Origin of the sequence: Streptococcus suis (assembly GCF_002964045.1) — a bacterium.
GTDB lineage: Bacteria > Bacillota > Bacilli > Lactobacillales > Streptococcaceae > Streptococcus > Streptococcus suis_U.
In genome coordinates this window covers 1-14,832 of sequence record NZ_POPB01000252.1, presented here as the reverse complement: position 1 = coordinate 14,832, position 14,832 = coordinate 1, and the positions used below count along the sequence as shown (strand labels likewise).

At 40.9% G+C, this 14,832-nt stretch carries 14 protein-coding genes; 5 read left to right on the top strand and 9 right to left on the bottom strand.

The genetic code is table 11. From position 1 onward, the window contains the following. The first annotated feature begins 163 nt into the window (after positions 1–163). Positions 164–682: a helix-turn-helix transcriptional regulator gene (locus C1E99_RS15570; RefSeq protein WP_419580073.1), complete on the top strand. Its 519-nt coding sequence runs from the start codon at positions 164–166 to the stop codon at positions 680–682. A gap of 262 nt (positions 683–944) precedes the next feature. Here C1E99_RS15570 and rlmD read toward each other — a convergent pair whose 3' ends face one another. The 5 genes from rlmD to aroA form a co-directional block, all read right to left on the bottom strand. Beyond that, positions 945–2,300: a 23S rRNA (uracil(1939)-C(5))-methyltransferase RlmD gene (gene rlmD, locus C1E99_RS02480; RefSeq protein WP_105206480.1), complete on the bottom strand. Its 1,356-nt coding sequence runs from the start codon at positions 2,298–2,300 to the stop codon at positions 945–947. A gap of 66 nt (positions 2,301–2,366) precedes the next feature. Beyond that, positions 2,367–3,683, bottom strand: a complete 1,317-nt coding sequence (locus C1E99_RS02475; protein WP_105206479.1) for an LCP family protein — start codon at positions 3,681–3,683, stop codon at positions 2,367–2,369. Positions 3,684–3,698: 15 nt separating this feature from the next. Next, complete coding sequence (pheA, locus tag C1E99_RS02470) at positions 3,699–4,526, bottom strand: prephenate dehydratase (protein ID WP_105206478.1); 828 nt, start codon at positions 4,524–4,526, stop codon at positions 3,699–3,701. Continuing rightward, positions 4,517–5,008, bottom strand: coding sequence for a shikimate kinase (locus C1E99_RS02465; RefSeq protein WP_105106470.1), 492 nt, complete (start codon positions 5,006–5,008; stop codon positions 4,517–4,519). Before C1E99_RS02465 ends, pheA begins: the two co-directional genes overlap by 10 nt. 8 nt (positions 5,009–5,016) lie before the next feature. Beyond that, positions 5,017–6,297 (bottom strand): 3-phosphoshikimate 1-carboxyvinyltransferase, encoded by a 1,281-nt coding sequence (gene aroA / locus C1E99_RS02460; protein ID WP_105206477.1) that lies wholly within the window; start codon positions 6,295–6,297, stop codon positions 5,017–5,019. A 201-nt stretch (positions 6,298–6,498) separates the two neighbouring features. Here aroA and C1E99_RS02455 point away from each other — a divergent pair, with 201 nt between their 5' ends. Genes C1E99_RS02455 through aroB form a run of 4 tightly spaced genes read left to right on the top strand, consistent with a single transcriptional unit; the run spans position 6,499 to position 10,562 of the window. After that, entirely contained in the window at positions 6,499–7,536 is a 1,038-nt protein-coding gene (locus tag C1E99_RS02455) for a 3-deoxy-7-phosphoheptulonate synthase (RefSeq protein ID WP_099833128.1), read from the top strand. Positions 7,537–7,545: 9 nt separating this feature from the next. Further along, entirely contained in the window at positions 7,546–8,571 is a 1,026-nt protein-coding gene (locus C1E99_RS02450; protein WP_105206476.1) for a 3-deoxy-7-phosphoheptulonate synthase, read from the top strand. Between the two features lie 41 nt (positions 8,572–8,612). Continuing rightward, entirely contained in the window at positions 8,613–9,482 is an 870-nt protein-coding gene (locus tag C1E99_RS02445) for a shikimate dehydrogenase (protein ID WP_105206475.1), read from the top strand. A 12-nt stretch (positions 9,483–9,494) separates the two neighbouring features. Further along, entirely contained in the window at positions 9,495–10,562 is a 1,068-nt protein-coding gene (aroB, locus tag C1E99_RS02440) for a 3-dehydroquinate synthase (RefSeq protein ID WP_105206474.1), read from the top strand. Positions 10,563–10,605: 43 nt separating this feature from the next. Here the strand turns inward: aroB and C1E99_RS02435 are convergent, their stop codons facing one another. Genes C1E99_RS02435 through C1E99_RS02420 form a run of 4 tightly spaced genes read right to left on the bottom strand, consistent with a single transcriptional unit; the run spans position 10,606 to position 14,315 of the window. After that, positions 10,606–11,406 (bottom strand): ABC transporter ATP-binding protein, encoded by an 801-nt coding sequence (locus C1E99_RS02435; protein ID WP_105206473.1) that lies wholly within the window; start codon positions 11,404–11,406, stop codon positions 10,606–10,608. A gap of 9 nt (positions 11,407–11,415) precedes the next feature. Then, positions 11,416–12,309, bottom strand: coding sequence for an ABC transporter permease (locus tag C1E99_RS02430; RefSeq protein ID WP_105145274.1), 894 nt, complete (start codon positions 12,307–12,309; stop codon positions 11,416–11,418). Positions 12,310–12,359: 50 nt separating this feature from the next. Continuing rightward, positions 12,360–13,334: an ABC transporter substrate-binding protein gene (locus C1E99_RS02425; RefSeq protein ID WP_105206472.1), complete on the bottom strand. Its 975-nt coding sequence runs from the start codon at positions 13,332–13,334 to the stop codon at positions 12,360–12,362. Between the two features lie 21 nt (positions 13,335–13,355). Then, positions 13,356–14,315 carry an ABC transporter substrate-binding protein gene (locus tag C1E99_RS02420; RefSeq protein ID WP_105206471.1) on the bottom strand — a complete coding sequence of 320 codons (960 nt, stop codon included), beginning with the start codon at positions 14,313–14,315 and terminating at the stop codon, positions 13,356–13,358. Positions 14,316–14,832: the final 517 nt, after the last annotated feature.

Here is a 14,832-nt window from a genome sequence, read left to right as displayed (position 1 = left end):
AATCACCAACGTTTTCAAGAGCGCAACAACGGCCTTGCCCCTCTTGAAATGAGGAACAAGGCCGCCGCCTAATCTTTTATTATTTCATTGTCCACTTGACAGGGAGCTGTTCAGTGACCGTCCTGTTTTTAATGTTTCTAGTTACGAACCTTTCCTAAGATTCGTGATAAAGTGTTTACAAGAACAATCGGACTCGGTAGCAAGTGCCATTTCACTCACTGCAAGCATCTATCAGTTTCTATCCGTTCTTTCAAGTCAGATAAGTAAACTATCTCATTTGGAAAACAAGCTTGTAAATCCTATTATTGTAAACGTATTAGACTACCTCATTAAAAATTTTAATAAACCAATCTCAATTCAAGATATTAGCGATTCTCTAGTCTTTAATCGAAGCTATCTATCAAAAACTTTTAAACAAAGTATGAATATTTCTCTGAAAGAATATCTTACAAATCTCCGTACGACTTACGCTTCTGAATTATTAAGTACAACAACGATTCCAATCGAAAGAATCAGTTCTTTATGTGGTTTTAATAACCACGATGTGTTCACAAGAGCGTTTAAAAAAAAGTATGGGCAAACGCCACTATCCCTTCGTAAATTTCATCAACAGCGCTCGTCAGCTGCGGACAATGAGAACGATCTGTATCAATTACTAAAAAATTTTCCACTCGTTGAATGAAATTCTAGTTACTGTAAGATATCCAATTTCTCTTGACCAAACCTTGCTTGGATTTCATAGAAAAGTGGGGACCTTTCTATTCCCACAAACTCCTTGTCAATGGAAATAAACACGTACCCACAGGGTAAATGGAAATAGAATGGGATAATTTCTAGCTATCACTTCTACTCACTCCAAAAATTTACTTACTCTAATACTTCCCCACCACATAACAAAAAGCCTTGTCTCCAAGGCCTTTAATAATGCTTTCGTTCAAAGGTTTCTAGGCTTTCACCAGCAGACCAACTACCTCGACGTGATGCGTACTCGGAAAAAGATCCACTGGCCGCACCTTGGTCAATCTATAGCCCAATTCCTCGTAGAGCTTGATATCACGCGCCATAGTTGCCGCATTACAAGAGATGTAAACGATTTTCTCTGGAGCTACCGAGCTACTTGCCCTGATGAAGCTTTCTGTCAAACCTTTTCTTGGAGGATCAACAAAGATGACTGTCGGTTTGATACCATCTGCCACCCAATTTTTCATTGCAGATTCGGCACTATCACAAACATAGGTCGCATTGTCAATCTCATTTCGAGCAGCATTTTTCTGGCTATCAAGGACAGCCTTTTCAACGACTTCTACACCATAAACATGCTTTACTTGTTTTGCAAAGGACAGACCAATTGTCCCAATACCTGAATAGGCATCAATCACGACATCATCTGTCGACAATTCTGCGAAATCAATAGCAGTCTGGTAGAGTTTTTCCGCCATTTCTGTATTGACTTGATAGAATGACGGAGCTGAAATCTCATATTCATTGCCCAACATGGTGTCGACAATGGTTTCACTGCCATGCAACAGACGAAATTCTTGTCCAAAAATCGCATTGGTATTCTGGTCATTGATATTCTGGATAATAGAAACTAGATTTGGAAACTGGTTTGTCAAACGCTCAATAAGGGTTTCAACACGGAAAATCTTTGGTCTAGTTGTGACCAAAATCAGCATCAACTGGCCAGAATAATGACCACGACGAACGACGATATTACGGATCAGTCCTGTCTGTTCTTTCTCATCGTAAGGCTTCAAGTCTAACTTTCTCAATAAATCACGAGTCGCAAGAATCAAGGCATCGATTTCCTTATGCTGGATATAAAAATCTTCAATCGGTACCAAATCATGAGAGTTCTTACGGAAAAAACCAGTTTCCAATTGGCCATTAACTCGGCGAACAGGAACTGCCGCCTTGTTTCGATAGGCAAGTGGATTGTCCATACCAAGAGTATGTTCTACTTCTATTTCTGTAATACCAGCAATCTTGCGTAGAATATTTTCAACTTGCTTTTTCTTAAATTCAAGCTGGGCTGGGTAGTTCAAATGCCCCAAGTCTGCAATACCCGTTCTCAGATAGGTCAAATCCAGGTCTTGATTACGGTCTGGTGAGAAGCTCTGCCATTCTTCCACCTTACCAAAACCAATATTTTTTTTGAGCTTCAAAATTCGCATGGAAATTTTCTCGCCTGGAAGAGCATTGTCTACAAAAAAGACAAAACCATCCAGCTTGGCAACCCCCTGTCCCTCATGGGTCAGGTCTACAATTTCTACTTCAACAATTTCATTCTTCTTTAACATAGTTACTACTTTCTAATTTGGGCACTAAAAAAGTGACCGAAGTCACTTTCTAGTATATCATATTTTCTATCGGAAACCCAAATCGGCAAGGCGTTGTTGGTATTTTTCAAAATCGACACGTAAAGCCATACCGCCATACATATCATAGTCGTCAATCCAATCCCCATTTTCTGGAATGGTAAGCTGCTCAATGCCATTAGCAGCATCAAGAATCACTCCGGGACCTTGAAGCCACATAAAGCTTTGCGGAACAGTTGTCGGAGTCATCGCCATGACTTTACCTATTGCTTCCGCACCTGAGAATAATTTCATTGGATTTTTAGACTGAGTCATTACAGCTGATAACACTTGCTGTTGGCGTCTGGTTCGACCAAAATCTCCTTCATCATCCGAACGGTAACGCGCATAGTTAAGCAATGTTTTGCCATCCATTTGCTGAACACCAACTTGAATAGTCTGGTAGGCTGGGGCATTTTCTTCAAGTTGCAAATCGTTTGGAACCTCTACAGAACTAACGACCTCACCATTTATCGTTGAAAATTGAGCATCAATCGTCACACCTTCAGGAAATAGGGTGTCAATAGTTGTAGCAAAGGTGGCAAAGTCAACCATAGCATAGTACTGAATGTCAATATCAAAGTTATCTTTCAAAACCTGACGAACAGCTTCTGCCCCCTGTTTATTTTCCTGTTCACCTAAACTATATGCTGTATTTATTTTATACTCATATCCTTCAATGTTAACTAGAGTATCCCTCATAAAACTCACGAGTTTGAGTTTATTCTCATTATTATTAACATTTAATACCATAATAGTGTCTGTTCTTGTATCTTCTGAACTTTCACCTGAACGACCATCAGTACCAAGAATTAATATATTTGTTCCATTTAAGGTAGATTCTCCATTAAATACTTCTGTCACAGGTTTCTCACTTACGCTATTCATTCCTTTGAAAAAATTAAAACCTAAAGCAAGAATAAAAAGCACAAAAAACAGAAAAATACAAGTAATTATTTTTTTAAAAGAACTAAGTCTATTTCTTTTCGAAATACTTGACTGTGGATTTTTACTTGAAATAAATCTAGAAAGATTTGTAGAAGATTTTTTTCTCCTAGATTTTTGACTCGGATATTCCGGCAAATTGGCCGAATCATTTGCACTTTCATAACTATTTCCACTGTCATCTGTTGAATCTGGATTTGATATTACAATGGATTTAGGGTTGGACAATTTAGATTGACTATGCCTTTTCCTCAATCCTTTTTTATAAACTAAATAATCCAATTCTCTACGTTCTTTGTCATTTAGATAGTGTATATTTTTTTGTAAATAATCTAACCTTAATTCCTCATGATGAGTTAAAATACTTTTTTTTTCTTTCATTCTTATAAATGCGTCCTAACTGGCAATATAGACCAGATAATTACCTAATATTTTACATGATATTCCCAAACTCGTCAATTCTTCAAGGGAATAAGCTAATAGGTCCTCAGATTGATTTTCAACATCTAAAATGAAAAAATATTCACCCAATGCTGTTTTCAATGGTCGGCTTTCAATTTTTGTCAAGCTAATCCCTCTCCACGAAAAAACAGACATCGCTTTGTAAAGAGCACCTGGCAAATTATCAGGTAGGGTCAAGGCAAGGCTGGCTTTTTTAGTCCCCTCCTGTAAGGCCAAACTCGGTGCTTCTGTCCCTAAAATCCAAAATCGTGTAAAATTCTCACTCATTTCCTGAATATCCTTGGCAATGACCTCCAAGCCATATTCCTCTGCTGCTGCTTGTGGTGCAATAGCCGCAAAAGGCTGATCAGGTTGCTCCGCTACAAAGCGTGCTGCATAGGCTGTACTGGCTGTCACCTCTATCCTTGCTAGAGGAAAATGTTCTATGATATACTTCTTTCCTTGTGCAATGGCTTGTGGATGTGAGTAGATAACCTCGATTGATTTATCGGTAGCAGTCGCTAATAACTGTTGCGCAATAGGTTGAATGATTTCTGCAACCGCATGGATTTCTGCCTGATGAAAGAGGTAATCAATGGTTTCATGCACACTTCCTTCAATCGAATTTTCAACTGGAATCACAGAATAGACAACCTGCCCCATCTCATAGGCTTTAATTACTTCTGTAATGGTCCCAAAAGCCTGCAAATCAGCATTTGGAAAGGCTTGTTGGGCAACCTGATGCGTGAAAGAACCACGAGGTCCTAAGTAAGCTACTTGCATAGAATTTTCCTTGCTACTTGTTCTGGACTTAGTTCGTCCGTATTGATGACTCTACCTGCCAATCCTTGATAGAGGGACATTCGTTCTCGATAAATGGTTTCAAATTCGTCCTTGCTATGTTGTAAAAAGAGAGGACGTTTGGATTGTTTGTCCTGGTTAATTCGCTTATAGGCAACTTCAAACGATGCCGTTAATAAGACATTGTTTTCCTTATTTTCTTGCAACAACTGACGATTTTCTTCGGATTTGACCACCCCGCCACCTGTTGACACAAGGCAATCAGCAGGCAAGGTCAACAATTCTTTCAAGACTTCCGTTTCAACTTGACGAAAGGCTGCTTCACCCTCAAGACTGAAATAATCTGCAATGGACATGCCAATTCGTTCTTCAATGATTTGGTCCATATCGTAAACAGGTAGATTTAGCAAATTTGCAGTGGTGGTTTTTCCTACTCCCATAAATCCAAGTAAAACGATTGGCATAATTTCTCCTAGTCTATCAAACTATTTAAGTGGTCAAAGAAGGCTGGGTAACTCGTGTTAATCGCTTCCGCTCTTTCCAACTCCACTTCTCCATCCTTGGCCAAAAGGGCCGCAATAGCTGTCATCATCCCAATGCGGTGGTCACCGAAGGTATTGACCGTCGCACCGTGTAAGGCAGTCGGACCATGAATAATCATACCGTCTGCGGTCGGCTCAATGTTCGCTCCCATACTATTTAGGGCATCTGCTACCACTTGAATACGGTCTGTTTCCTTGACCTTGAGTTCTTCGGCATCACGGATAATCGTTGTGCCATTTGCTTGAGTCGCTAAAAGCGCAATAATCGGCAATTCATCAATCAAGCGTGGAATCAAGTCGCCTGCAATCTCTGTCCCTTGCAAGTCAGAAGTTTCCACCGTAATGGTCGCAGATTTTGCAATCTCATCAATATCTGAAAGCGTCATCTGACCACCCATGGCCTTGATAACATCTAAAATTCCAGTACGTGTTTCATTGATACCAACATTCTCCAAAACAATCTTGGAATTTGGAACCATCAAACCAGCTACTAACCAAAAGGCCGCACTTGAAATATCGCCCGGAACCGTAATCTCTTGGGCTGTAAATTCTTGACCACCTTGGATACGAATTTCCTTGCCATTGACCGTCAACTCACCGCCAAACTGAACAATCATGTCTTCCGTGTGATTGCGTGTCAACTCTTTTTCAATGATAACACTTTCGCCTTCAGCTTGTAAGGCTGCAAATAGCAGAGCAGACTTGACTTGGGCTGATGCTACAGGGAGTTGGTAGTTAATTGGTTGTAAATTCTTGCTACCCTTGATGACCAGAGGTGGCAAATCACGAACGGTCTGTCCTGTAATCTCCACACCCATTTGACTAAGAGGAATGGTCACACGATCCATTGGCCGTTTAGAAAGAGAATCGTCACCAAACATAGTCGCTTCAAAGTCCTGACCAGCTAAAACACCAGAAATTAAGCGAATAGATGTCCCTGAATTCCCCATATCTAAGGCATTTTGAGGTGCTTGAAGACCATCGAAACCAACACCATGTACTTCAACCACATCACCTTTATCTTCTATTTTGACACCTAGCTCACGGAAAACTTGCATGGTTGATAGAACATCCTCACCTCGCAAGATATCATATACCTTAGTAACACCTTTAGCAATCGAACCAAAAATAATCGAACGGTGGCTGATGGATTTATCACCTGGAACTCGGATTGTTCCTTGTAAATTTTCTACATTAACTCTCAGTTTCATGACTTTACCTCAAAATAGTATTAGTTTCATTCTACCATAATTACAAAAAATTTTCAGACTAATGTGACAATAATCGTCGAGATTTAACAATAAATTTGTTATTTTGGTTGAATTTTCAGAATTTACTGTAAATTACGCTTGAAATCCCATATCTTTGTTTAAAAATCTCAGAAATCATGGTATAATTGAAAAAATCTACTAATGAAAGAGGAAAATCTATTGTTTACACCAATCAGTGAAAAAATTGACATCAATCAAGTACGAGAGCATTCTAAACTTTCTCCAGAAACACTTGCCAAGAAACAAGCTCGTGACCGTGAGCTTGAGGCTATTTTAAAAGGTGAAGATGACCGACTTCTCTTGGTCATCGGCCCATGTTCATCTGACAATGAAGAGGCCGTCTTGGACTATGCACACCGTTTGGCCAAACTTCAAGAAGAAGTCAAGGATAAAATTTTTATGGTCATGCGGGTCTACACTGCCAAACCACGTACAAATGGTGATGGCTACAAGGGTCTCATGCACCAACCTGATACAGATGCCGCACCAAGCTTAATCAACGGTATCAAGGCTGTGCGTAATTTGCACTACCGCGTCATTACCGAAACTGGATTGACAACCGCAGATGAAATGCTTTATCCAGAAAACCTGCCATTGGTTGATGACTTGGTTTCCTACATCGCAATCGGAGCTCGTTCGGTTGAAAATCAACAACATCGCTTTGTTGCATCAGGGATCGACGTTCCAACTGGTCTTAAGAATCCGACATCTGGTAACCTCAAAGTCATGTTCAACGGTCTTTTTGCCGCTCAGAAGAAACAATCTTTCTTATTCAATAATACGGAAGTTGAAACATCTGGCAACCCACTTGCCCACGTTATCCTTCGTGGCGCAGTCGATGAAAACGGTAAATATTTGCCAAACTACTACTACGACAATCTCTTGGAAACCATTGAAATCTATGACCAATTTGGCTTGAAAAATCCATTTATCATTATTGATACCAACCATGATAACTCAGGTAAGAACTACATGGAACAAATCCGTATTGTTCGTCAAACCTTGATTAACCGTGATTGGAATGAATCCATTCGCAACTATGTTCGTGGATTCATGATTGAATCTTATATTGAAGATGGTCGCCAAGATAATCCAGATATTTACGGCAAATCCATCACAGACCCTTGCCTTGGCTGGGAAAAAACACAAGAACTCATCCGAGAAATTTACAACAGATAGGAAAAAACTATGGGAATCCACAAACGTAGCACCAGTTTAGACATTGATAAAGTAAAAGAGCTTTCAAAGCTCAAAGGAGACTTTCTAGCTGCAAAAAATCAGCGTGATGAAGAACTGAAAGGCATTATCCGAGGCGAAGATGACCGTTTGCTCTTGGTCATTGGTCCGTGTTCTTCTGACAATGAAGAAGCGGTATTAGAATACGCCAATCGCTTGTCCAAGCTTCAAGATGAAGTCAAAGACAAAATCTTCATGGTTATGCGTGTCTATACTGCCAAACCACGAACCAATGGCGAAGGCTATAAAGGACTGGTCCACCAGCCAGATACTTCTAAATTACCAGACCTCATCAACGGTATCGCCGCTGTTCGTAACCTGCACTACCGTGTCATTACAGAAACAGGTCTAACAACAGCCGACGAGATGCTCTACTCTGCCAACTATCCACTGGTGGAAGATTTGGTATCCTACCATGCCATCGGAGCCCGCTCAGTCGAAGATCAAGAGCACCGTTTTGTAGCTTCCGGTATTGATATGCCGACGGGTATGAAAAACCCTACTTCTGGCAATCTTAAAGTCATGTTCAACGGTATCTACGCTGCCCAAAACAAACAAAACTTTATCTATCGTGATGCCGAAGTTGATACAGACGGCAATCCACTTGCCCATGCCATTTTACGCGGTGCCACAACCGAACAAGGTACTTATGAGCCAAACTACTACTATGATATTCTCTTAAAAACTATCAAACAGTATGAACAGTTTGGTCTACAAAATCCATTTATCGTGATTGATACCAACCATGATAATTCTGGAAAAAATTACCTGGAACAAATCCGTATCGTCCGTCAAACCCTCATCAATCGGGCTTGGAACGAATCCATTCGCAAATTTGTCCGTGGTTTCATGATTGAATCCTACTTGGAAGACGGCCGTCAAGATAGCCCCGAGGTGTTTGGCAAATCCATTACCGACCCTTGCTTGGGCTGGGACAAAACGGAAGCCCTTATCCGTGAAATCCACCAAACTTTATAAACACAACTTAACTAAAATCAGATGAAAAATGGAGGAAACCTGTGACTATTGATGGATATACTCGCTTAGCTGCTGTTGTAGCCAAGCCAATCAAACATTCAATTTCCCCCTTTATTCATAATCTGGCTTTTCAAGATACAGGTGTAAATGGAGTATATGTTGCTTGGGAAATTCCAGAGGAAGACTTGGCCGTTACGCTTGAAAATATCAAACGATATGATATGTTTGGTATCAACCTGTCCATGCCCTATAAACAGGCTGTCATCCCGTATCTCGATAGCCTGACTGACTCTGCTCGCTTGATTGGAGCTGTCAATACCGTTATTCATCAGGATGGAAAGCTAATAGGGCACAATACTGACGGCATTGGATTTTTCAAGAGCTTGGAAAATTTAAGAGGATTTCAAGTAGACAACAAACGCCTAACCATTCTTGGAGGTGGTGGTGCTTCTACCGCTATCATTGCTCAGGCTGCTCTAGATGGGGCCAAGGAAATTACGATTTTCTGCCGCCAACAAAGCTTGGAAAGAACACAGGCGAGTATTGCACCAATTGCTCAAGCTACTGGAGTGCCCATGAAGGTCCTAGCCAACGACGACAGCCAGTTAATGCAAGAAGAAATTACCAAGTCAGACTTGTTGGTCAACGGTACCAGTGTCGGTATGGACGGAGTTTCTTTACCTGTCCCTGCCAGCCTACAATTCCCAGAAAAGCTCTTGGTTGCAGATGTGATTTACCAACCATTTGAAACACCTTTATTGAAACTTGCCCAGTCACAAGGCAACCCTACTATTAACGGATTGGGCATGCTACTCTTTCAAGCAGCTGAAGCTTTCCAAGCCTGGACTGGTAAGGAAATGCCGACTGACTTGATTTGGGATCAATTAGTCCAAAAATACGACATCAAATAGAGAGGAAATCTGATGAAACTGACCGTCAATCTTCCCAACAATCCCTACGACATCCTCATTCAAAGAGGAAGTTTAGCACAGACAGGTGCATGGGTCAAAGAACTTTGGAAACCTCAGAAGATCGCCATTATCACAGATGATCATGTTGGTTCCCTTTATGCTGCCACCGTTCAAACTAGTCTGGAAACCGCTGGATTTGAAACCATAATCTTTGCATTTCCAGAAGGTGAAGCATCAAAAAATCTTGACACTGTCAATCAGGCTTACGAATTTCTCGTAAAAAATGGCATGACACGTAGTGACGGAATCATTGCTCTCGGTGGGGGAGTCGTTGGTGATTTGGCTGGCTTTGTTGCCTCAACCTATATGCGTGGCATCCATTTTCTACAAATTCCAACTAGCTTGACTGCCCAGGTTGATTCCTCTATCGGAGGAAAAACTGGCGTGAACACACCATTTGCAAAAAATATGGTAGGTACCTTCTGCCAGCCTGACGGCGTTTTAATTGATCCTGATACCCTCAAAACACTTGGCAAACGAGAATTGATTGAAGGAATGGGCGAGGTGGTTAAATACGGCCTAATCGATGACCTTGAACTCTGGGAAAAACTAGCTCAACTTGACGGATCTGTCGAAAGCATATTAGAGAACGCTGACTACATCATCTACCACTCCTGCGAAGTCAAACGCAAGGTCGTTGTCGAAGATGAATTAGACAACGGTGTCAGACTCTACCTCAACTTCGGTCACACGATTGGACATGCCATTGAAGCGACTGCTGGTTATGGACAGGTCATGCACGGTGAAGCTGTTGCCATCGGTATGGTTCAGATAGCACGTGTAGCTGAGAAAAAAGGACTCATGCCAGCTGGTATCACTGAAAAAATCATCGCCATGTGCGAAAAGTTCGGCTTGCCAACTGCTCACCAACCATGGAATATCGATGAATTATTCGCAGCCTTAACCCGTGATAAGAAGGCGCGAGGCAAGTCCATCAAACTTGTCATCGTACCACAATTAGGTCAGGCTGCCATCCATCAAATTCCGATGGAAGAAATGCTAGAATTTCTACAACCATAAGAAAATAGACTACTGACTTAAATGAAATCAGTAGTCTTATTTTTTATAAAATCATCTCATCGTCAGTGAGCTTTTCACCGCTATTTTTGTAGAAGAGGTCCATCAAGTTTTGAACAGTCAAGTTCTTTTTCTCTTCTCCTGCTACATCGACAACAATCTGACCACGGTGCAACATGACCAAACGATTTCCATATTCGATGGCATTTTCCATGTTGTGCGTAATCATAAGAGCTGTCAACTGGTGACTTTCCACGATTTTTTTGGTCAATTCCATAACCATGTCGCTGGTTTTTGGATCAAGGGCGGCAGTATGTTCGTCTAAAAGCAAAACCTTCGGTTTCACAAGCGAAGCCATCATCAAGGTCAAGGCCTGACGTTGACCACCAGAGAGGAACTGCGTATCCACTTTCATACGGTTTTCCAAGCCCAAACCAAGCTCCTTCAAGGCTTCTTTGAAAATAGCCCGTTCGCTATCTTTCACACCCCAGCCAAGACCACGTGAAAGTCCACGACGGTAGGCAATGGCCATATTTTCTTCAATGGTCAAGCGAGAGGCTGTTCCCATTTTCGGATCCTGGAAAACACGGCTGATATCTTTCGAACGTTTGGCAGCTGATACATGCTTAATGGATTTACCTTCAAGCAAAATATCACCTGAATCAACTGTCAAGGCACCGGCAAGTGAGTTCATAAAAGTGGATTTACCAGCACCATTACCACCGATAATGGAAATGAAATCACCTTCTTTTACATCTAGGTTCAACCCACGAAGAACATGGTTCTCATTAACCGTTCCTGCTTCGAAGGTCTTATGAATATTTTGAATTGATAAAATAGTCGTCATATCTTCCTCCTAAGCATTTCCGTTCAATTTTGGTCGACGAATGTTGAGCTTCTTCTGCAATTCTGGCACATAAAGGACTGTTGCCAGAAGGATAGCTGAGAAGAGTTTAACAAGATCCGCATCCATACCTGGAATTTCCAAAATAGCAAGGATAATCAAACGGTAAACAACGGCACCTAGTACAACAGACAGCAATCTCCAGCCCAAACGCAAGTTGCGCAAGATAACTTCTGCAATGATAACAGAGGCCAGACCGATAACAATGGTACCTGTACCAGAGTTCAAATCCGCATAGCCATTATTCTGTGTCAACAAGGCGCCACAGAGGGCAATCAGACCGTTTGACATCATGTATCCATAGATTTTCATATTGTCAACGTTGATACCATTGGCTTCACTCATCGGAATATTGTCTCCGGTTGAACGAATAGCCAAACCAATTTGAGTATTCAACAAGAGAGTAAGCAGACCTACAACTGCTAGTACAAAGACAAGACCGATGACCAAGACTGCATTGGTTTTGGTTAAACCAAATTCCTGCAATTGAGTTACCAAAGTTTCTTGTTTTAGTAGGGCCACGTTGGCCTTACCCAAAATTTTCAAGTTGATAGAGTAAAGACCTGTCAAAGTGACGATACCTGTCAAAAGGGCTGGAATTTTCAGTTTTGTATGAAGCAAACCTGAAATCAAACCTGCTCCCATGCCTGCAACCATTGCCAAAAACGTTGAAAGCAAGGGATTCACTCCATTGACAATCCCTGTTGCACAGACTGCAGCACCGAGGGGATAAGACCCCTCCGCTGTCATATCTGCAATGTCTAAAATACGAAAAGTCAGATAAACCCCAATCGCCATGACCGACCAGAGCAAACCTTGCGATATACTTGATAAAATAATATCCACAATTTTCTCCTTATTTGATAAAAGTAAAACTAGGTTCTATTTTACCACTTTTATTCTGTTACTGAAAGTTTAGAAGTATCAATACCCAATTTCTCAGCCATTTCTTCATTGACATGAAGGCTAACTGTTTCAGGGTATTCTACAGCTGTTTCAGATACCTTAGCACCTTCAATAATCTTAATGGCCATTTTAGCAGTTTGACGACCGAGTGCCTCATAGTTTGTACCGTAGGTCAAAAGACCACCTTCATCCACCATATCTGTTGAACCACCGATGACTGGAATCTTATGCTCCACAGACAATTCACCAATCATGGTCATGGTTGAAGCAACAGTATTATCGGTTGGGATGAAGAGAGCATCTACATCCTTCATCAAGCTAGTTGTCGCATCTTGGACTTCATTAGAAGAAGTAATTCCTTTGACAATTACCTTATATCCTGCTTTTTCAAGCAATTCTTTAGCTTGATCAACCTGAACTTCTGAGTTCCGTTCGCTAGTAGTGTACAAAATACCTACTGTCTTAGCTTCTGGAACAGCTTGACCCAGCAATTCAACTTGTTTATCAATTGGAGCTTGGTCAGATGTACCTGTCAATAAGCCCCCTGGTTTTTCAATAGATTCAACCAAATCAGCCGAAAGCGGATCTGTAACTGCAGTAAAGACAATTGGCGTTTCCGTTGACACAGTCGCCAAACTCTGGGCTGATGGCGTAGCGATAGCCAAAACAATGTCATTTTCCCCAATCAACTGTTCAGAAATCGTTTGAAGGTTAGATTGGTCACCTTGGGCATTTTGATAGTCCAAGACCAATTTTTCACCTTCCTTGTAGCCATTGGCTTCCAATTCTGCCACAAAACCTTCACGCGCTGCAGTCAAAGATTCATGTTCCATATATTGAAGAACACCGACTTTGACAGTCTCAGTAGAGACTTGATCTGATGACGAAGAACAAGCAGCCAAGGTCAAGGCAGAAATACTCGCCAATGAAACAGTAGCCAATTTTTTAACTAGCTTATTATACATAAAATCCATTCTCCCAACTAATTATTCTTCCAAGGCTTTAATGGTGGCTGCATCAATACCAATAGCAGTTGCCATCTCTTCATTAACCGTAATTGCTGCTGTATTTGGTTTTTCAACCGCTAAATCTGCCGGCTTTTCACCTTCCAAAATCTTAACTGCCAATTCACCAGCCTGTACACCGATTGCATGGTAGTCAACACCATAAGTGAATAGAGCAGCATCAATAACCGCAGCATCTGAGCCCATAGCTGGAACTTTTGCTTCTTTTAAAATATCGCCAATAGTTGAAGCTGTTGAGGCAACTGTATTATCCGTTGGAAGGTAGATGGCATCTACTTTTCCAGCTAGGGATGTAATGGCTTGCTGAACATCGTTTGTCGTCGTAACAGTTGTTACTTCTACTTTTACACCTTTTGCTTCGAGTGCTTTTTTTGCCTGCTCAGCTTGAACTTCCGAGTTTACCTCACTTGAATTGTAGAAAATACCGACTGTTTTCGCAGTTGGAACGACCTTGAGCAACATCTCAATCTGGCCTTCCACATCCGTTGCATCGATTGAACCGGTCATAGTCCCACCTGGGGCTTCTAGGGATTCCACCAAGCCTGCTTCAACTGGATCCGTTACAGCTGTAAAGACACTTGGTGTTTCAGCATCCGCATTTAGCATAGCCTGAGCAGCAGGAGTTGCAATCGCAAAGTTAATATCATTGTTGCCTGCTAACTTTTCAACCATAGTTTGCAGGTTAGCTTGATCACCTTGTGAATTCTGCAAATCGATAGTTAGGTTTTCACCTTCATTATAACCTGCTTCTGCCAAGGCTTCTACGAAACCTTCACGAGCCGCTGTCAATGCTTCATGCTCGGCATATTGAATAACACCAATATTAACTGAGTCTGAATCTGATGAATTAGAACTACATGCAGCCAAAGTAACTGCTGACAAAAGAACTACTGAACTAAGAATAACTTTTTTAAATCCCATGATTTATCTCCTTTAAATTTTTTGAACAACAAGAAAGGACCGCCTAGACTACATTCTAAACGGTCCCAATATTTCAACTGTATGTGAAAACAGAATGAACTATTCGTGCCATTTAGATGTATCATCTATGAGGCACATGTCAAAACAACTACAGCCACATAGATACAAACCTTACGTTCCCGTGTTTGCATCCATGTTTACCATGTCTACAAACACTATCTAAAATAGCCGTAGAAATAAGTATGATTAGCTGAATGTTTTTGACATATAAGTAACATTTCTGTTTTCCTTTCTGATTGATTTTTTATTCTCATTTATCTTAAATCATTTTAAACCATTTGTCAACAAAAATTGCTTAAATTTTCAGATTTTTCAACTTTTTTAACTATTTTCATGAAAAAAACGGCTCTATAATTTCTGTAGTGGGTAAATCCACCGTGGAGATTATGGAGCTTTTTTGAGTGTAGAAAAAAAGTCCCATATGACCTATAATGAAAAGCGACTAAACAACTCATTA